The sequence below is a fragment of the Hydrogenophaga sp. GW101-3F08 genome, assembly GCF_059424585.1.
Map to the genome: position 1 here is coordinate 210543 of NZ_JBWKZP010000001.1, position 15755 is coordinate 226297.

A 15755-nucleotide genomic window follows, 5' to 3' on the forward strand; every position below is an offset into this window, starting at 1 on the left:
CGCGGGTTCGGCTCTTGATGTGCAGGGGTACACCGATGTTCGAGGAGAACGAGATGGCGATGAAGCGGTATTTGCCGGAGGCGGAGCAGGCCCGGCTGTTGAGGGCTGCGCAGGGGTGCAGCGACCCCCTTGCTCAGCGGGATTTCCACTGGCTGAGCGCGCTGGTGTTGACGGGGATGCGGATCGGGGAGTTTTCCCGGTTGACGGTGCCGCAGGTGCAGCAGGCGCTGCGGGTGGGCTGGCTGGTGAGCCGTCCGGTGGATTGCAAGGGCGGCCGGGGGAATGAGTACCTGGTGACGGAGCAGCTGCGGCTGCACCTGGCGGCGCTGTGCCGGTATGCGGTGTTGCTGGGCTCGGGGGAGGTGTCGGCCGTGGCTTCGGTCCATGGGCTGCCGCTGGTGCCGGGCCGGCATGGTGAGCCGCTGTCGGTGCGTTCGTACCAGCTGCGTCTGAAGCACTGGGCGAACGAGGCGGGGCTGGACCCGCGGATGAGCCCGCACTGGATGCGGCACACGCGGGGGATGAACATCATTCGCCGCACTCGAGCGACGGACCCGGGGCGCGCGCTGCTGGTGGCGAAGGAGGCGCTGGGGCATGCCTCGCTGAAGAGTACGGGGGTGTACCTGGAGCTGAGCCGTGAGGAGCTGGCCGAGCAGCTGCAGGCGGTGGACGCGGCGGGCGGGCGGGTGACGCGCAAGCAGGCGCGGGCGCTGGCGATGGGGGGTGTGTGATGGCTGATCCACAACTGACCACGGCCACGGTTCGACTGGCCTACCGGCGCGAAGGTGCGTTCGTGAATGTCTACCTGGCGATGGAGCAGTCCATGGAGAAGGCGACGTTGATGGCGTCGGTGCACATCGCCTTGCTTGAAAAAGCCGATGACGGGTTTGAGCGCTTGAAGCGTTTGCTGGGCGAAGGATTCGGGTCTTTGATGCAGGAAATCACTGGCGGGCAGGTGCACATGGTTGAGCGAGATGCGCCAGAGCACGAGAAGGCGGGGAGGGCGTGATGGCTGAGAAACCCTCTGTGATCGTCTACGGCCCGCCGGGCTGTGGGAAGACGACGAACAAGGACCGGATCAAGAGCCATTTCGGCCTTGGGCAGGTGCTGGACTTTGGGACCCGCGGGTCGTTAATAGCGGGGCGGCAACACCGGGTTGACCACCTGATTCTGTGCGATGACCCGAATCAGCTGCCCGGTGCGTTTCTCGGGCTGCCGTGCCATGCCTTTGCCGATGTGATGCGTGTGATGAAGGGAGGTGCGTGATGGCACAGCCGACACGGGACCAACTGTCAGCGCTGGTGGCGCTGTGGGAGATGGCGCAGCACGATCACGGCGGCGCCAAGGTGGTGGGCCGGTTCCTGCTGGGCCTCTACAACGGGGGGCGCTTCCCCTTCGATCTGACCGACTTCCGGTGCCTGGACGAGGCGCGCTTTCACATGTGCCTGGAGGTGCTTCGCATGGACTTCACGCCTTGGGCGGAGGTGCATGTGTTGCTGGGTCGCTTCTATGGCCGGGAAGCGCTGGGCTACGAGTTCGAGGCGCTGGCGTACAGGCTGCGGTTGAAGCGGCGGTGTACGGCTGAGCAGCTGAAGGACATGAAGAGCTACCTGGATGCCAAGGATCAGGTGGCGGCGATCAGGAAGGAGGCCAGCGATGCGGTTCGGGCCTGAAGACATGACGCCGCCGGCTGGCCAGGAGCTGGCGGAGCGGGTGAAGGTGCGCATCGTGGTGCGCGAGATTGAGCGCTATGAGCGGGTGGTGGAGATGCCCCGGGCGCTGTACGAGCTGAGCCGGGACCGGCTGGCCAGGGCTTCGAGCGAGGCGGCGCCGGGGATTGCCTGCCTGATGTTCGATGCGTTCGTCTCGGATGCGGGCGACGACTTCACGGAGCTGACGGAGGTGGAGGCGTTTGAGCTGACGGAGCCGGACGCGGCGGAGAGCCTGGTGGTGTTTGACGGCGCGGCCTGGGTGGAGGTGCAGGCGGGGGCCGCTGCGGTTGGGGCGGGGCTGGACCCGGATTCTCTGGAACAGGGGGATGTGTGATGGCCACGACGCAGCTGGATTTCAAGGTGACGCACATCTCGCCCCTGGGGTTGAAGCGGGTGCGGCTGGTGCTGGGCTCGGCGGGGGCCGCGGCGGCGATGGATTGGGTGGAGCAGTTGTTTGGCCCGGCGCGCACGTTGGCGGCGATCCGGCAGGCGCCTGCTGAGAAGCAGGGGGGTGGCCGGTGATGGCGGGTGCGTTGAGGGTGTTGGGCTGGTGGCTGCTGATGCATGGGGCCTATGGGCTGCAGCGGGTGCTGGTGTGGGGGCTGTATGTGCCGATGCGGGCGCTGGCGGCTTTGTGTGATGGGCACGACGCGGCGGAGGTCGGGTGGTTGCTGGCGTGCAGCCAGCGGCGGCTGGATCAGCGGCGCAGGGTGAATGTGCAGGAGGTGGACGATGGGCAGCGCGGCTGAGTGTTTCGACGAGGTGATCAGGACGCCGGCTTTCCGGGATGCGATGCGGGCGCTGCTGCGCGCGGGCACCTGGGTGCAGCGGGCGGTGTTTGATGGCATGGCGCACAGCCCGATGGCGATGGATCACGCGCTGTCGGACCTGGTGATGCTGGGGCTGGCGACGTTTCAGCCGGCGGCGGGGTACCGGCTGGCGCAGCCGCCTTTGCTGCGGGAGGTGGGGCGGCGGTTGGTGCTGTCTGGCCGGGACCGGGAGGTGTTGGCGAGGCTGAGCGGGCAGGCGCTGGAGGTGGGGATTGCGATGCGGGACGCGGAGGGTGAGCCGGTGATGGCGGGGCTGCGGGTGCCGGTGCCGGCGGATGTGGCGCCGGACCAGGTGGCGCAGTGGGCGTCGGATGCGGTTTGCGCGGCGTTTGGGCGGGAGGTGGGCCATGGATGAGGTGCAGGTGGTGGGGAATCCGTTTGCTGCGCTGGTGTTTGGCCCGCCGGCGAGGTTGCCTATGACGGCGCGCGCGACGGTGGTGGTGGCGGGCAAGAAGCTGCCGAAGGGGAGGCCGTTGTCTCGCGAGGAAGCCGCTCGTCTGCTGGACGGTGAAGACGCCGAGGAGCGGGCGTTGCAGGAGCAGCAGCTTAAGGAGGCGCGCAAGGCGCATGCGCGGGCGAAGTACCAGCGGGCGCTGGCACGGCCGGAGGTGATGGACAAGCGGCGGGCGTGGGTCGAGAAGAACAAGGAGAAGGCGGCAGAGTACCGCGCTCGCTGGGAGAAGAAGAACGCGGATCGGCGCCGGGCCTACAAGGCTGCGTGGGCGCGGCGCGCGCGGTTGAACAACCCGGAGAAGGCGGAGCGGGACCGGGAGAGGGTGCGCCAGTACCACCGGGATCGCCCGGAGAGACGGCGCTCGAAGCGTGCGGCGATGACGCCGGAGCAGCGCGCGAAGGAGGCGGAGACGAAGCGCCGGTACCGGGCTGAAAACCGGGACAAGGTGGCGGCACAGAAGCGGGCCTATCGGGCTCGGGTGAAGGCGCGCCAGGCTGAACAAATTTCCAATCGAGAAGAAAACCAATGACCACCATCGAACTCCGCCACTTCCACCTGTTCGTCGGCCTGGGCGGTGGTGCCCGTGGTTTCAACCGCGCGAGCCCTCGCGTGGGCAACCTGCAGGGCCGCTTCCGCTGCATCGGTGGCATCGACGTGGACCCGTCTGCTGTGCGCGACTTCGAGCGCCTGGCCGACACCAAGGGCACCGTGCTCGACCTGTTCGACCGCGACCAGTTCATGGACTTCCATGGCCACGAGCCGGGCCCGGACTGGCGCGAGGCGACCCCGGCCGACATCCAGCGCGCCGCCGGCGGCGAGCGCCCGCACATCGTGTTCCTGTCGGCCCCGTGCAAGGGCTTCAGCGGCCTGCTGTCCGAGGGCAAGAGCAAGACCGACAAATACCAGGCGCTCAACCGCCTGACCGTGCGCGGTGTGTGGCTGATGCTGGAGGCCTTCGCCGACGATCCGCCCGAGCTGATCATCTTCGAGAACGTGCCGCGCATCGCCACCCGTGGCCGCCACCTGCTGGATCAGATCGGCGACCTGCTGCGGGCCTACGGCTACGCGGTGGCCGAGACCACCCACGACTGCGGCGAGATCGGCGGGCTGGCCCAGAGCCGCAAGCGCTTCCTGCTGGTGGCTCGCCACGCCGAGAAGGTTCAGCCCTTCCTGTACCAGCCCGACACCAAGCCGCTGCGGGCCGTGGGCGACGTGCTGGGCCGCATGCCCATGCCCGGCGCCGACGTGGCCGGGCCGATGCACCGCGTGCCTCGTCTGCAGTGGAAGACCTGGGTGCGCCTGGCGTTCGTCGAGGCCGGCAGCGACTGGCGCAGCCTGAACCGGCTGGAGGTGGTCGGCGGCAACCTGCGCGACTTCCTCATCGTTCCCGAATACCGCAACGGGTTCCTTGGGGTCAACCGCTGGACCGACCCCATGGGGGCCGTCGCCGGCGAGTCCCTGCCCACCAACGGGAAATTCAGCGTCGCCGACCCGCGCCACACCGGCCCGGCCAAGCACTGCAACGAATACCGCATCGTCCCGTGGCAAGGCCCCGCCGGCGCGGTCACCAGCGCTCACGGCAGCGGCCAGTGCGTGGCCGACCCGAGGCCCGCCACCACCGGAAAGCTGTTCACAAAGTACCCGGTGTCTCAGTGGACGGGCAACACCGGGACGGTGATCGGGGGCGACGACATGGGCGCCTACGCGGTTGCCGACCCGCGCCGCGAAGGCCCGACCTTCGGAAAGTACGCCGTCACGTCGTTCGACCAGCCCGCCGGCACCGTGATCAGCGGCAGCACCACCGGACAGGGCGCCTACGCCGTCGCCGACCCGCGCCCGGGCCTCGATCGCGGCAAGGGCGACCACTACCTGACCTGCGGCCACTACGGCGTGGTTCCCTGGACCGAGCCCACCGGCGCGGTCAGCGCGTCGGCCGGCCACGACAACGGGCGCTGGTCCGTCGCCGACCCGCGCCTGCCGGCGCCGGCCGACAAGCTGGACGCGGTGATCTGGTCGCTCGACGGCACGCGCCACCGGCCCTTCACCACGCTGGAGCTGGCCGCTCTGCAGAGCCTCATCGACCCCGAGGACACCTGGGTGCCCTGGCAGCTGCAGGGCGAGAACGACCAGGACTGGCGCGAGCGCATCGGCAACGCCGTGCCCAGCGCCGCTGCGACGGCCATTGCCGAGGTGATGGGCGAAACCCTGCTGCTGGCGCATGCCGGCGAGACGTTCCAGCTGTCGGCCCGGCCGGTGTGGGTCCGCCCCGTCGCCCTGGCACTGAGCGTGAGGAGCAATCCATGACGACTCAAGAGCTGTTGGAGATCACCTCGGCTGCGCTGGGGGTGATCGGGGCGCTGCTGCTGGCGACGAAGAGCCGGTGGGCGGGGTGGGCTTTCGTGTTGTGGCTGGGCAGCAATGCGGGATGGATGGCGTTCGGGGCCCTGGGTGGGCACTGGCCGCTGGTGGCCCAGCACGCGGTGTTTTCGATCACGAGCGCGATCGGCGTGTGGACCTGGTTGCTGCGGCCGGTGTGGGCGCAGCTGTGGGATGAACTTTGGAGGGGGTGGCGCAATGTCGAGTGATGATGCTTTCAAGGCTGCGGAGCAGCGGGGCTACAGCAAGGGGTACGCGGCTGGCCAGCGCAAGAAGGCCAAGGCGCTGGCGGTGGACCGGCGGCGCGCGCAGGAACGGGCGTTCGAGCAGCGGGCGTTCCTGGCTGTGCTGCCGTGGGTGTTCCAGCAGACCACGTGGGGGCCTGCGGACGCTGACGGCAAGGTGTCGAAGCCGTATTCGTCGTTGGAGGATCGGGTGAAGTTCGCCTGGAACATTGCCGAGCGGGCGTTGCAGCAGGGTGTGAAGAAGGGGGTGGTTTGATGGCTGACGACCTGATCAAGGCCGCCGCGGTGTCTCCATGGCTGACGCAGGACAAGGCCTATCAAGCGCACCACTTCGCCTGCTGGGTCTGCATTTCCGCCGGCAAGGGCCTAGGGCAGCGCTGTGCGGCCGGCGCGGTGCTGTGGCGGGGGTACCTGGAGGCCTTTGATTCTGTTTACGGATCGGGTGAAGTTTGTGACCCGGGGGTGGTGTGATGCTGCTGAACTTCCAGAAACAGTTCGCGCTGAAGGTGTGGGCCGGCGAGAAGCGGCAGACGATCCGCGCCGCTGGCCTGCGCAAGGATGTGCCGGCCGTTGGGCATGTGGCGAATTGCTACACGGGGCTGCGCACGCGCAATACCCAGCTGCTGGGGCGCTGGTCGATCTGCAGGGTGGACGTGATCCGGTTTGATGTTGTGCGTGGCGGCATTGAGCTGCCGTTGCTCGCGGGAGACCCCATGTCTTTTGATGAGCTCAACGCGCTGGCCCTGGCCGATGGCTTTGACGGCGCCCATGCCATGAGCCGGTGGTTCGCTGCGAATCACCCGCCCGGCGAGTTCTACGGCTGGGTGATCGGCTGGCAGTGGACCCCCGAGGGCGCTGCCCCTCGCCTGAATCCCTGATGACTTCGCTTTTCTGCCCTGCCATGCCGGCGGGGCGTTATCTGTTTGAACCATGACAACAACACCAACAGGATCAGCGCGTGGCCGGGTGCGCAAGGATGCACCGGCACGGGTGAACAAGGAAATTTCGTGTGAGGAGCTGGCGGAGCGCCTGGGCCTGGAGAAGGGCAAGGAGGCGGCGGCGAAGGGCTCGAAGTTCAAGGACCCGGATGATGACTCGAAGCACAGCGCGCAGATGCTGTGCTATTCGGAGCACGGGGCGGGGTGGACGAATTTCCGCTCGGGGCAGAGCGGGTCGGCGATCGACTTGATGATGAAGGCCCGGGGCCTGGATTTTCTGGATTCGGTGCGGGAGCTGGGCCGGATGTTTGGCGTCGACGTGCTGGAGGCTCCAGCGGCTGGCCAGCCGGATGCACCGCGGGAGAAGCCGAGCCTGGTGGAGCACATTGCGAACCAGGCGGCGAAGGCGGCGCGCACGGATGGCGGGCGGGCGGACTTGCTGGAGTTCCTGGAGGGGGAGCGCGGGCTGTCTCGTTCGGTGGTGGAGCGGGCGCTGAAGGCGGGGACGCTGGGCCTGAATACGTACACGAGAACGAAGGTGGCGGAGGGGGAGTATGGCTACGGTGGGCTGGGGGCGTCGTTCATTGTGAAGGACCGGCTGAGCCACAAGGTGCTGGCGGTGGATACGCGGTATTTCGACCCGGAGTCGGCGGGCGGGAAGACGAACAGCCAGGGTGAGAAGGATGGGGTGCTGTGGTGCAGTGACTGGAAGCGGGTGGAGAAGGCGCGGCGGGTGTATGTGGTGGAGAGCTCGATCAACGCGCTGAGCGTGGAGTGCGCGATGGACTGGGCGGCGGCGGTGGCGCTGCGGGGCACGTCGAACGCCTACAACGGGGCGGTGGACTGGAGCTGGGCGCGGGGGAAGGAGGTGGTGCTGTGCTGCGACAACGATGCGCCGCTGGCGGAGGGGAAGGATGCGGGGTATTGCCCGGGGTTGAAGGCGGCGTGGGCGCTGCATGAGACGTTCACGGCGCTGGACATTTCGTGTCTGCTGGTGGACCAGAGCGGGTGGTTTGAGGACCAGGACGCGAAGGAGGACCCGATCAATGACGTGAACGACTACCTGAGGCTGCTGGGGCCGGACAAGACGGCGAAGGCGCTGCAGGTGTTGGAGGCGTGGTTGATCCCGGGGATGGCGGGGGATGACACGCGGCAGGGCCGGCCGCGGCTGTTTCTGCCGCACCACGATTACCTGACGTACTGGAAATACCGGGTGAAGCCGGATTTCACGCAGTTCATCAGCAAGGTGACGGAGCGGGATGACCCGAACGGGGGGGGCGCGAAGGTGAAGAGCTTCGAGTTCACGGATGTGTGCGGCTTCCGGGTGGCGGCGGTGTCTCGGGTGGCGATCGCGTCGCCGCAGAGCACGATGACGGGGGACAAGGACCACAGCCCGCGCACGGTGTTTGCGCTGTCGGTGCAGGTGGCGCGGCATGGGGCGGCGCTGCAGCGGCGGGTGGTGGACGATGAGCGGCTGCACAACCTGGATGTGTGGAAGAAGCTGGGGCCGGTGTTCGCGCCGGGGCCGTTTGCCCGGATGGTGAATTTGTGGGAGCGGGCGGCGAACATCGGTTCGCGGGACGCGATCAATTTCGTGGGGCTGGCCTGGCGCGATGGGCGCGCGGTGGTGAATGAGGGGCCGGATTGTTTCTTTGCGGATCCACGGCAGCAGTGCCCGTACCACGAGCTGGTGTTTCCCTCGGGCACGGTGGAGCAGGGGGTGGCGCTGGTGCGGCAGTTCGGGGCGACGTTTGCGGACGCGGCGGCGCTGATTCCGCTGGTGTGGGGCCTGGGGGCTCACATCAAGGCGTTCATCGGGTTCTGGCCGCATTTCGTGATGCAGGCGGAGAAGGCGACGGGCAAGACGACGCTGGTGAAGCGGATCGAGCGGGCGATTGCGATGGTGATGAGTTCGCGGCAGTCGCTGCAGACGGAGTTCCGGCAGATGACGTCGCTGAGCTACACGAGCCACCCGGTGGGCTGGGGGGAGATGTCGACGAACAAGCAGGACGTGATCAACAAGGCGATCCACAACTTGCAGGAGAGCTATCAGTACGAGCACACGCGGCGCGGGGCGGAGCTGATGGACTTTCTGCTGTGCGCGCCGGTGTTGCTGGCGGGCGAGGATGTGCCGGTGGACAGCCTGGTGGGCAAGATCGTGCGCTCGGAGCTGACGAAGGCGAAGCGGGGGCCGCTGATCCCGGAGGACGTGCCGGTGTTCCCGGTGAAGCAGTGGCTGCGGTTCCTGGCCAGGAAGACGAAGACGGAGGTGCAGGCGCTGCACCAGCAGGCGGTGGATGACAGCTACGAGAACTGTGTGGCGTCGATGGGGGACACGGGCGCGGAGCGGATGGTGGCGAACTATGCGGCGGTGGCCACGGGCTGGCGGCTGCTGTGCGAGTTCCTGGGCCTGGAGGCTTCGGAGTTCGGGTTTCTGCAGCACTTGTGGGGGGAGATGAACCGCCACATCGCGGAGACGGTGAGCGACCGCCAGCCGTGGGCCTGGATCGTGGAGAAGCTGCTGAGCGAGATCGCGGCGCACAAATTTCAGTACCCGTTCGTGTTCGACGACGTGGACGAGGTGCCGGCGCTGTGCATCCGCACCGGGCATGTGATGGACCACATGCGCCAGACGCCTTACCTGCGGGAATTTTGGGACGGGCTGCCGGTGAAGAGCGATCGGGTGTTCAAGCGGCAGCTGGAGCAGGCGGGGGTGTTGCTGCTGGGCAAGGATGGCCGGGCTTCGGACTGGGAGCGCACGGTGAAGGGGCAGCGGGTGGGCCACATGGTGGCGATGCCGCTGGAGACGCTGCGCAAGTTCGGGCTGTACGCGGTGGTGCCGAAGGCGTCGCCGGCGGAGGCTCCTGAGGGGGAGAAGCAATGGTGAGCCTCAACGTGGCGCTGCAGCGCGCTACCGCTGAGCTGGTACGGGTGCTGGGCTCGGTCGAGTTTCAGCAGGCCCTGGCCGAGCGCGCGCCGCTGTACAGGCACAAGGGCAAGCGGCGGCGCACGCGGTGGTGGGTGCGATGACGGTCTACGTCGACGACATGCGGGCCAGCTACGGCCGGATGGTGATGTGCCACATGCTGGCGGACTCCGACGAGGAGCTGCACGCGATGGCTGATCGCATCGGCGTGGCCAGGCGCTGGCACCAGGCGCCGCCGCGCCACGACAGCCACTACGACATTGCGCTGAGCAAGCGGGCGCTGGCGATTGCCGCCGGCGCCGTGCAGATCACCTGGCGCCAGGCCGGGTGCATGACCATCCGCCGGCGGAAGACGGGCCAGCTGGGTGATCCGGCCACGGCTGAGGCATGGGTAAGGGGTTCGATGGAGAAGCGCCCATGAGCCGCCTGGACGGCCTGCAGCGCGTCGTCGCGCTGCTTCCAATGCTCGGCGCAGCCGCTGGATGGATTGATGCGCGCAGCGCATCGGTTCGGCCGCGTCCCCCCCGGTCCCCCCGATCTCGAAAAGCTCCGCCCAAGGACGTTGGCCGACCAGCCCGGGGGGCGTTCAGGCATAGGTTTTTGCTATCCCGGGATACGGTGGCGTGCGCAGAAGGCCTCAACCCGTGGATTGCCGCAGTTTGGGGAGGTGTTTTGCTTGATCCGACTAAGCGTCCGGGACGATTCGCAACTTTGCGGATTCCACGGATTGCCTTGGTTTTTCCACGGGTTGCCTCGATTTCTACACGGGTCTGTTTTTTGAGGTCCAGCCCCCTCTCTCTCTCATCTCTCTCTTTTTTAAGAGGAGAGAGGATGAGGAAAGGGGGGCGAAGAGGGCGCGGACAGCATCCACGGTTTGAAGATGTAACGCGGGGATACAAAGCTTACGGTTCGTGGAAAAAACGGGTGTTCCACGGGTTTTCCGTGGATGACTACGAACCGGAATTTCAATGTTTTCAATGGGTTGCGGGCGTCGGGCTGCGGTCCACGGGTTTTTCCGTGGAAATGCCCCTGTCCCCCCGCGCGGTGGCCACTGGAGGATGGGTTGATGGCGTTTGGTGACATGACGGATGAGCAGTCGATTGATGCGTTCTGCGACTGGCTCCACATGGCCAATGGCCGCAGCTTGCGCACGTGCGAGGTGTACCGCCTGGCGCTGGCCAGGTTGGGGGAGTTCATGAAGCCGCGGTCGATTCGGGAGGCGGATGGTTCCGAGCTGGAGGCGTTCACCGGGCTGTGGTTGCACAAGCGTGGTGTGGTGGCTCAGAGCCGCAAGCCCTACGTGTCAGCGGTGCGGGTGTTCTTCGGCTGGGCCAGGATGAAGGACCTGCTGCCGGCGGATCGCAACCCGGCCGTGGATCTGGCACACCCGAAGACGGGGCGGAACATCCCACGGGCAATGAGTCTGGCCAGCGCTGAGCGGCTGATGTGGGCACCTGACTTGGGCACGTTCGTGGGCATCCGCGACGCGGCCATGATGGCGCTGTTGATGGGCTGCGGGCTGCGCGTGTCCGGGCTGTGTGCCCTGAACGATGGGGACCTGCAGACGGTGTTGATCGGCCGTGATCCTCGCATGGTGGTGCGCGTGATCGAGAAGGGCTCCAAGGAGCGGCTGGTGCCAGTGCCCAGGGAGGCCGATGCCCTGCTCCGGGTGTACCTGGCCCATGAGGACCTGGCGCTGATCGACCGCAACACCACGAACCGCCGTGGCAAGCCGGACAAGGTGTTGTTCGTGAACACGAAGCACCCCGTGCTGCCCGAGCACGAGCACATCGGGGAGGCCCGCAGGCTGACCAGGCGCGGTGTGTGGGGCGTGATCCAGCGGCATGGCGAGCGTGTGGGCATCCCGCCCGAGGAACTGCACCCGCATGCCATGCGCCACCTGTTCGGCACCGAGCTGACCGAGGATGACATCTCGCTGGCCACAACCCAGGAACTGATGGGCCATGCCGACCCCAAGTCAACCGAGATCTACATCACCTTGAGCATGCGCAAGAAGATGGCTTCGGTCGACAAGGCCGCGCCGCTGGCCAAGATGCGGACCCCTATTTCCGAGTTCCTGAAGCGCGTCCCTCGCTGACCCGCTTCCTGATTTTTCACAGCATTTCCGAGGACCGATCCACATGCCCGACCGCTCAGCACCATTACGCAATGCCTATAGGGGGGCAGTGCCAGTCCCAGCAGAACCCAGCATTCATGGGCGTTCCAGCCCGGTCCCGAGCAAGCCCGCAACTTGTAACAGGAACGGGCTAAGTCGCACGGGCCTGACTTCGCACACTGTCAAAAGGCGAAGTGCATGCACCCACGTCAATGGGGAGCGCAGGGCATGACGCAGAACGCAAAGCGAACTCAATGGCATGCAGGCCTGCAGCTCGACTGGGTGGGGCACGACGACGAGGAGGGGGTGGGGGCTCGGCAGGCAGGGGCTCACGGCCCCGCCCGGGGGGGTGGGTACCTCTATGAATGCACCACCCCCCAGGTTTGGGAGGATGCGAAGCTGCGCGAGCTGGCCGACATGGGCCTACCGGCGGTCTGGCTGGAGGTAGCCCATTCCATCGGGTTCGACGCCTTCATCCAGATGTGGCGAATCCTTGACGCTGCTGTTGAACTGCGCTCGGACAACGACTCGATGATCGAGGTTCAGATGCGCCGGTACCGTAGCTACCTGCGGTTCCAGAGGAACCGCTTCATTGAGGGCTTGGCACCGTTCCTGGATGACCGAACGATCCGGGATCGGGTGGCGTCCGAACTTGGTGAGGAACTGAGCCTTGATCATGTGACTCGGCTGGCCAACCGCCGTAGGATCGGCGCCGCATGAAACGCGCCGTGATCTACGCCAGGGTGTCGAGCCGAAAGCAGGCCGACGATGGCATTTCGATGGATGCTCAGATCGAGCAGTGCGAGGCGCGCGCGGCGACCCTTGGGGCCCAGGTGGTGAGGGTGTTTCGGGATGACGGGGTGTCGGGTCGGTCCACGAAGGGCCGGACGGGCTTCCTGGCTGCCGTGGCGTACTGTGAGGCTGCGCCGGTGGATTTTTTCATCACCTGGAGCACCAGCCGGTTCGCCCGCAATGCGATTGACCTGTGGGTGCATCAGGACCAGCTGAAGGCGCTGGGGACGCGGCTGGAGTGCCTGAATGCTGACATTGACGACGACACGGACGCCGGGTTCATCAACCGGGTGTTCATGGGGGCGATGGATCAGATGGTGTCGCGCCAGATCTCGCGCGACACGCTGCGGTCGATGAAGAAGAGCGCCGAGGACGGGTTTTTTACCGGCGGGCATGTGCCGTTCGGCTACCTGGTGGTGGCCGATGGAAAGCGGGGCAAGTTGGCCCCCCATCCTGACGAGGGGCTGGTGGTGCGTCGAGCGTTCGAGCTGGCGATGGCCGGGCTGGGTGGCCAGGCCATCATGAAGAGCCTGAACGATGCCGGCCTGCTGCGGCGCGGTGAGCGCTGGAAGAAGACCACCGTGCTCTACGTGCTGCGCAACGAGGTGTATGCCGGTGTTCGGACGTTCAACCGGAAGAACAAGAAGACCGGGCAGGAGAAGCCGCGCGATCAGTGGGTGCAGGTTGAGAGCCACGAGCCGCTGGTGTCGCGGCCCGACTTTGAAAAGGTGCAGATCATGATGAACGACAGGGCGCCCGTGGTGGCGCAGGGCGGCACGCCGCGCAGTGGATTCGTTTTCTCGGGCCTGTTGTCCTGTGGGGTCTGTGGCAACCCGCTGCAGATCGTCAATGGCACCAGCCGAAACGGGGCGCTGTACAGCTATTACGGGTGTTGCTCACACAAGAAGGGGGCACCGCGGTGCCTGTTCAAGAACGCCCGTGCCGACCTGTTCGACGACTGGCTGGTGGGGGAAATCCTGGCTCAACTGGTGACCGTGGAGGTGATGGAGCATGCGGTGCAGGAAGTGACCGACATGGGCAGCCGGTGGGCGCAGGAGCGCGCCGCGCAGCGCACGCAGTTGGTGAAGGAGTTGCGCGACCTGGAGGCCCGCCGGGGCAACCTTTACGACCTGCTGGAAACCCACGGCAAGGACACGCCTGACCTGGCCGACTTGAGCGATCGCCTGAAGCTGCGGAACGCCGAGATTCGGGCCGTGCAGGCCCGGCTGGAGCTGCTGGAGGACGAACCGGCCAGGGCCAAGGCTGCCCGCATTGACCCGGCACTGGCCGTCGAGGTGATGCGCGAGGTGGTTACGGCCGGTGACGCGCAAAAAAAACGCGCCTTCATGGGCGCGTTCTTGGAGGGCATCACGGTACAGGCCGACAGGGTTGCGGTGGCTTACCGCTCCGAAGCCCTTGTGGGCCTTGGACACCCTGCCGGTGTTCGTAATGGAGTGTTTTGGCTCCCCGACCTGGACTCGAACCAGGGACCTGCGGATTAACAGTCCGAACCATAAGAAGCCTTGGAAGGCGCGAATTCTCTCACATTTCCTATTCTGAAGTTCCACAATCCTGATCGGATAGGCGGCCGGTTCATGTACAAAAAAGCGGCCTTTCTGGCCGCTGAGCTACTGGATATTGGAAGAGATCACATCGCCACCCGATTCGGCTGCACTGTCTCGCGCCAGCGCTGTTTCACGTAGACCTCTGTGGTGGTCTTGTCTTCGTGGCCACACAGCGCCTGGATCTTCTCCAACGGCTCGCCGGACAGCCACATGTCCGTGGCGCCCTTGCCTTTGAGGTCGCGGAACCCAAAGCTTTGCACCGGCTCCAGGCCCTTGGCCTGGCGGGCCTTGTTCGCCTTGACGATCGAGCGCTTGAGCATCGCGCTCAGGCCATCGTAGGTGTAGGCGTGGCCGTCGCGGGTGCGCACCAATGGCTGGCGCAGCCTTGGCACCTCGCCCAGGCTTTGGCGGATCAGCTCGCCCAACTCGGACGGCACCTCGATCTGCATCGTTTTGCCGGTCCGGGCGTAGGTCTTGCTCTGTTTGAACTTCAGGACGCGCTTGCCGTCGACCATGCCCAACACACTGTTGTCCCAGTGGATGATGTCGCTCTCGGGCCGCTGCAGGGTCCGGTAGGTGAGCTCCATCATCAGGCGCACGCTGGTGTGGGCCACGGCGTACACGTCCTGGTAGTCCTGGTGTGGCACGTAGATGTCGCGCTTGCTCTCGCTGTTGCGCTTGATGCCGCTGGCGCGCAAGCAAGGGTTGACCACCAGGCCGGGCAGCTCGCGCCCGCGCTTGCTGATCATCCAGCCCATGGCGGCGCTCAAGGCGGCTTTTTCGCGGTTGGCGGGTACGGGGCGGCCCAGCTCGGCGTTCACGTCCAGGAACTCCTGCACCATGACCGGGGTGACCTGGCTGGGTGCCATGGGCGGGGCAAAGAACACGCGAAGCGCGCCGGGGCGCCCTGGCTTGGTGCCCTTGGGCGGTATTCCCTTGACGGCCAGGGTGTAGTCCTCAAGGGTTCGCTGGGCCATGCTGCCGGCCTTCACGCGGGCTTCGCAGTGCAGCAGGAATTCGTCGAGCCAGTAGACCAGCGTGCCGTGCAGTCCGGCGGGGTCGTTGTAGTGGCGGGCGCGTTCGTTGGCCACTTGCTTGTCTTTGCCCAGCGGTTCCCATTTGCCGCTGGAGCGGTGGACGTAGTAGTACGAGCCCGCGCGCATGTACACGCGAGGCTCGAGGTCTGCAGCGGTGTCTTTGCGGCGGCGGCCCATGGGTGGCATGGTAGCGGGTCCTGGTCAGGTGACGGAAAGTCCGGCTTCGGCCAGGGCCTGGGCCAGTGGGACCTTGCGCCATTTGACTGAGCAATCAACCCACATTATTCGATCATCGTGACTGGGCGGATACACCTTGGAATAGAAGGTGTGCCCGCCCATGCATTGCGCGCCATGCCGCCCACCGGCGTGGGGTTCTCCGTGCAGCGCAAGTGCGGTACTCCCGTCTCCGTATCTCACCAGGTCACCGGGCCTCGGCTTCCACGCGGCAGCTGGGCCTTGAGGTTCAAACATGGCCTCCCACTCTTGCATCTGCGCCTCCTTGCGAGCAGCGCGTTCGAGGATCGCATTGCGATTCAGGCCAAGGGCTTCGATGGAGACATTGCATTGCGCCATCACGTCGGCAATCTCCTCGGTCAGCGCCTGGGTGTTGGCCTTGCCGGATTCGGGGTCCACGCCTTCCAGGCCCTGTATGGTGATTCGGCTGCACACCTTGGCTAGCTCAGCGCATTCCTCGCCGGTTTTCCCTACCCGACGCAGGATCATCGGGTTGCTTTCCGGGACCCATTTGCTCATTGCCATGGTGG

At 66.3% G+C, this 15755-nt stretch carries 22 protein-coding genes; 20 read left to right on the forward strand and 2 right to left on the reverse strand.

Going from position 1 to position 15755, the window contains the following annotated elements:
* The first annotated feature begins 35 nt into the window (after positions 1–35).
* The 20 genes from AC07YZ_RS01070 to AC07YZ_RS01165 all read left to right on the forward strand — a co-directional run bounded on the left by AC07YZ_RS01070 (position 36) and on the right by AC07YZ_RS01165 (position 13891).
* On the forward strand, positions 36–731 hold the full coding sequence (locus AC07YZ_RS01070; protein WP_494793381.1) for a tyrosine-type recombinase/integrase: 696 nt from the start codon (positions 36–38) through the stop codon (positions 729–731).
* Positions 731–1009, forward strand: coding sequence for a hypothetical protein (locus AC07YZ_RS01075; RefSeq protein WP_494793382.1), 279 nt, complete (start codon positions 731–733; stop codon positions 1007–1009). Before AC07YZ_RS01070 ends, AC07YZ_RS01075 begins: the two co-directional genes overlap by 1 nt.
* A complete protein-coding gene (locus AC07YZ_RS01080; RefSeq protein ID WP_494793383.1) occupies positions 1009–1266 on the forward strand; it encodes a hypothetical protein in 258 nt (85 codons plus the stop codon). The genes AC07YZ_RS01075 and AC07YZ_RS01080 overlap by 1 nt, the downstream gene beginning before the upstream one ends.
* Positions 1266–1673 carry a DUF7673 family protein gene (locus AC07YZ_RS01085; protein ID WP_494793384.1) on the forward strand — a complete coding sequence of 136 codons (408 nt, stop codon included), beginning with the start codon at positions 1266–1268 and terminating at the stop codon, positions 1671–1673. Before AC07YZ_RS01080 ends, AC07YZ_RS01085 begins: the two co-directional genes overlap by 1 nt.
* A complete protein-coding gene (locus tag AC07YZ_RS01090) occupies positions 1657–2046 on the forward strand; it encodes a hypothetical protein (RefSeq protein WP_494793385.1) in 390 nt (129 codons plus the stop codon). The genes AC07YZ_RS01085 and AC07YZ_RS01090 overlap by 17 nt, the downstream gene beginning before the upstream one ends.
* Positions 2046–2234 (forward strand): hypothetical protein, encoded by a 189-nt coding sequence (locus AC07YZ_RS01095; RefSeq protein ID WP_494793386.1) that lies wholly within the window; start codon positions 2046–2048, stop codon positions 2232–2234. Before AC07YZ_RS01090 ends, AC07YZ_RS01095 begins: the two co-directional genes overlap by 1 nt.
* Positions 2234–2461, forward strand: coding sequence for a hypothetical protein (locus tag AC07YZ_RS01100; RefSeq protein ID WP_494793387.1), 228 nt, complete (start codon positions 2234–2236; stop codon positions 2459–2461). The genes AC07YZ_RS01095 and AC07YZ_RS01100 overlap by 1 nt, the downstream gene beginning before the upstream one ends.
* The gene (locus tag AC07YZ_RS01105) at positions 2445–2897 is read left to right on the forward strand and encodes a hypothetical protein (RefSeq protein WP_494793388.1); all 453 of its coding nucleotides are present in this window, start codon (positions 2445–2447) and stop codon (positions 2895–2897) included. Before AC07YZ_RS01100 ends, AC07YZ_RS01105 begins: the two co-directional genes overlap by 17 nt.
* Complete coding sequence (locus AC07YZ_RS01110) at positions 2890–3525, forward strand: hypothetical protein (RefSeq protein ID WP_494793389.1); 636 nt, start codon at positions 2890–2892, stop codon at positions 3523–3525. Before AC07YZ_RS01105 ends, AC07YZ_RS01110 begins: the two co-directional genes overlap by 8 nt.
* Complete coding sequence (locus tag AC07YZ_RS01115; protein WP_494793390.1) at positions 3522–5300, forward strand: DNA cytosine methyltransferase; 1779 nt, start codon at positions 3522–3524, stop codon at positions 5298–5300. The genes AC07YZ_RS01110 and AC07YZ_RS01115 overlap by 4 nt, the downstream gene beginning before the upstream one ends.
* Positions 5297–5581 carry a hypothetical protein gene (locus tag AC07YZ_RS01120; protein ID WP_494793391.1) on the forward strand — a complete coding sequence of 95 codons (285 nt, stop codon included), beginning with the start codon at positions 5297–5299 and terminating at the stop codon, positions 5579–5581. The genes AC07YZ_RS01115 and AC07YZ_RS01120 overlap by 4 nt, the downstream gene beginning before the upstream one ends.
* Positions 5571–5873 carry a hypothetical protein gene (locus AC07YZ_RS01125; protein WP_494793392.1) on the forward strand — a complete coding sequence of 101 codons (303 nt, stop codon included), beginning with the start codon at positions 5571–5573 and terminating at the stop codon, positions 5871–5873. Before AC07YZ_RS01120 ends, AC07YZ_RS01125 begins: the two co-directional genes overlap by 11 nt.
* Entirely contained in the window at positions 5873–6088 is a 216-nt protein-coding gene (locus AC07YZ_RS01130) for a hypothetical protein (protein ID WP_494793393.1), read from the forward strand. Before AC07YZ_RS01125 ends, AC07YZ_RS01130 begins: the two co-directional genes overlap by 1 nt.
* Positions 6088–6495: a hypothetical protein gene (locus tag AC07YZ_RS01135; RefSeq protein ID WP_494793394.1), complete on the forward strand. Its 408-nt coding sequence runs from the start codon at positions 6088–6090 to the stop codon at positions 6493–6495. The genes AC07YZ_RS01130 and AC07YZ_RS01135 overlap by 1 nt, the downstream gene beginning before the upstream one ends.
* 112 nt (positions 6496–6607) lie before the next feature.
* A complete protein-coding gene (locus AC07YZ_RS01140; protein ID WP_494793395.1) occupies positions 6608–9442 on the forward strand; it encodes a toprim domain-containing protein in 2835 nt (944 codons plus the stop codon).
* Complete coding sequence (locus AC07YZ_RS01145) at positions 9436–9585, forward strand: hypothetical protein (RefSeq protein WP_494793396.1); 150 nt, start codon at positions 9436–9438, stop codon at positions 9583–9585. The genes AC07YZ_RS01140 and AC07YZ_RS01145 overlap by 7 nt, the downstream gene beginning before the upstream one ends.
* On the forward strand, positions 9582–9902 hold the full coding sequence (locus AC07YZ_RS01150) for a DUF4031 domain-containing protein (RefSeq protein ID WP_494793397.1): 321 nt from the start codon (positions 9582–9584) through the stop codon (positions 9900–9902). Before AC07YZ_RS01145 ends, AC07YZ_RS01150 begins: the two co-directional genes overlap by 4 nt.
* A 645-nt stretch (positions 9903–10547) precedes the next feature.
* Complete coding sequence (locus tag AC07YZ_RS01155) at positions 10548–11579, forward strand: tyrosine-type recombinase/integrase (RefSeq protein ID WP_494793398.1); 1032 nt, start codon at positions 10548–10550, stop codon at positions 11577–11579.
* A 246-nt stretch (positions 11580–11825) separates the two neighbouring features.
* Positions 11826–12317 (forward strand): hypothetical protein, encoded by a 492-nt coding sequence (locus AC07YZ_RS01160; RefSeq protein WP_494793399.1) that lies wholly within the window; start codon positions 11826–11828, stop codon positions 12315–12317.
* Entirely contained in the window at positions 12314–13891 is a 1578-nt protein-coding gene (locus tag AC07YZ_RS01165; protein WP_494793400.1) for a recombinase family protein, read from the forward strand. The genes AC07YZ_RS01160 and AC07YZ_RS01165 overlap by 4 nt, the downstream gene beginning before the upstream one ends.
* Positions 13892–14037: 146 nt before the next feature.
* Here the strand turns inward: AC07YZ_RS01165 and AC07YZ_RS01170 are convergent, their stop codons facing one another.
* Both AC07YZ_RS01170 and AC07YZ_RS01175 read right to left on the reverse strand, forming a co-directional pair.
* Positions 14038–15177, reverse strand: coding sequence for a tyrosine-type recombinase/integrase (locus AC07YZ_RS01170; RefSeq protein ID WP_494793401.1), 1140 nt, complete (start codon positions 15175–15177; stop codon positions 14038–14040).
* Between the two features lie 15 nt (positions 15178–15192).
* Complete coding sequence (locus AC07YZ_RS01175) at positions 15193–15750, reverse strand: hypothetical protein (protein ID WP_494793402.1); 558 nt, start codon at positions 15748–15750, stop codon at positions 15193–15195.
* Positions 15751–15755 lie beyond the last annotated feature (5 nt).

Bases quoted from the DNA above. Each gene is read 5' to 3' on its own strand.
- AC07YZ_RS01070 (WP_494793381.1), top strand. From the start codon at position 36: ATGTTCGAGGAGAACGAGATGGCGATGAAGCGGTATTTGCCGGAGGCG.
- AC07YZ_RS01075 (WP_494793382.1), top strand. From the start codon at position 731: ATGGCTGATCCACAACTGACCACGGCCACGGTTCGACTGGCCTACCGG.
- AC07YZ_RS01080 (WP_494793383.1), top strand. From the start codon at position 1,009: ATGGCTGAGAAACCCTCTGTGATCGTCTACGGCCCGCCGGGCTGTGGG.
- AC07YZ_RS01085 (WP_494793384.1), top strand. From the start codon at position 1,266: ATGGCACAGCCGACACGGGACCAACTGTCAGCGCTGGTGGCGCTGTGG.
- AC07YZ_RS01090 (WP_494793385.1), top strand. From the start codon at position 1,657: ATGCGGTTCGGGCCTGAAGACATGACGCCGCCGGCTGGCCAGGAGCTG.
- AC07YZ_RS01095 (WP_494793386.1), top strand. From the start codon at position 2,046: ATGGCCACGACGCAGCTGGATTTCAAGGTGACGCACATCTCGCCCCTG.
- AC07YZ_RS01100 (WP_494793387.1), top strand. From the start codon at position 2,234: ATGGCGGGTGCGTTGAGGGTGTTGGGCTGGTGGCTGCTGATGCATGGG.
- AC07YZ_RS01105 (WP_494793388.1), top strand. From the start codon at position 2,445: ATGGGCAGCGCGGCTGAGTGTTTCGACGAGGTGATCAGGACGCCGGCT.
- AC07YZ_RS01110 (WP_494793389.1), top strand. From the start codon at position 2,890: ATGGATGAGGTGCAGGTGGTGGGGAATCCGTTTGCTGCGCTGGTGTTT.
- AC07YZ_RS01115 (WP_494793390.1), top strand. From the start codon at position 3,522: ATGACCACCATCGAACTCCGCCACTTCCACCTGTTCGTCGGCCTGGGC.
- AC07YZ_RS01120 (WP_494793391.1), top strand. From the start codon at position 5,297: ATGACGACTCAAGAGCTGTTGGAGATCACCTCGGCTGCGCTGGGGGTG.
- AC07YZ_RS01125 (WP_494793392.1), top strand. From the start codon at position 5,571: ATGTCGAGTGATGATGCTTTCAAGGCTGCGGAGCAGCGGGGCTACAGC.
- AC07YZ_RS01130 (WP_494793393.1), top strand. From the start codon at position 5,873: ATGGCTGACGACCTGATCAAGGCCGCCGCGGTGTCTCCATGGCTGACG.
- AC07YZ_RS01135 (WP_494793394.1), top strand. From the start codon at position 6,088: ATGCTGCTGAACTTCCAGAAACAGTTCGCGCTGAAGGTGTGGGCCGGC.
- AC07YZ_RS01145 (WP_494793396.1), top strand. From the start codon at position 9,436: ATGGTGAGCCTCAACGTGGCGCTGCAGCGCGCTACCGCTGAGCTGGTA.
- AC07YZ_RS01150 (WP_494793397.1), top strand. From the start codon at position 9,582: ATGACGGTCTACGTCGACGACATGCGGGCCAGCTACGGCCGGATGGTG.
- AC07YZ_RS01155 (WP_494793398.1), top strand. From the start codon at position 10,548: ATGGCGTTTGGTGACATGACGGATGAGCAGTCGATTGATGCGTTCTGC.
- AC07YZ_RS01160 (WP_494793399.1), top strand. From the start codon at position 11,826: ATGACGCAGAACGCAAAGCGAACTCAATGGCATGCAGGCCTGCAGCTC.
- AC07YZ_RS01165 (WP_494793400.1), top strand. From the start codon at position 12,314: ATGAAACGCGCCGTGATCTACGCCAGGGTGTCGAGCCGAAAGCAGGCC.
- AC07YZ_RS01170 (WP_494793401.1), bottom strand. From the start codon at position 15,177: ATGCCACCCATGGGCCGCCGCCGCAAAGACACCGCTGCAGACCTCGAG.
- AC07YZ_RS01175 (WP_494793402.1), bottom strand. From the start codon at position 15,750: ATGGCAATGAGCAAATGGGTCCCGGAAAGCAACCCGATGATCCTGCGT.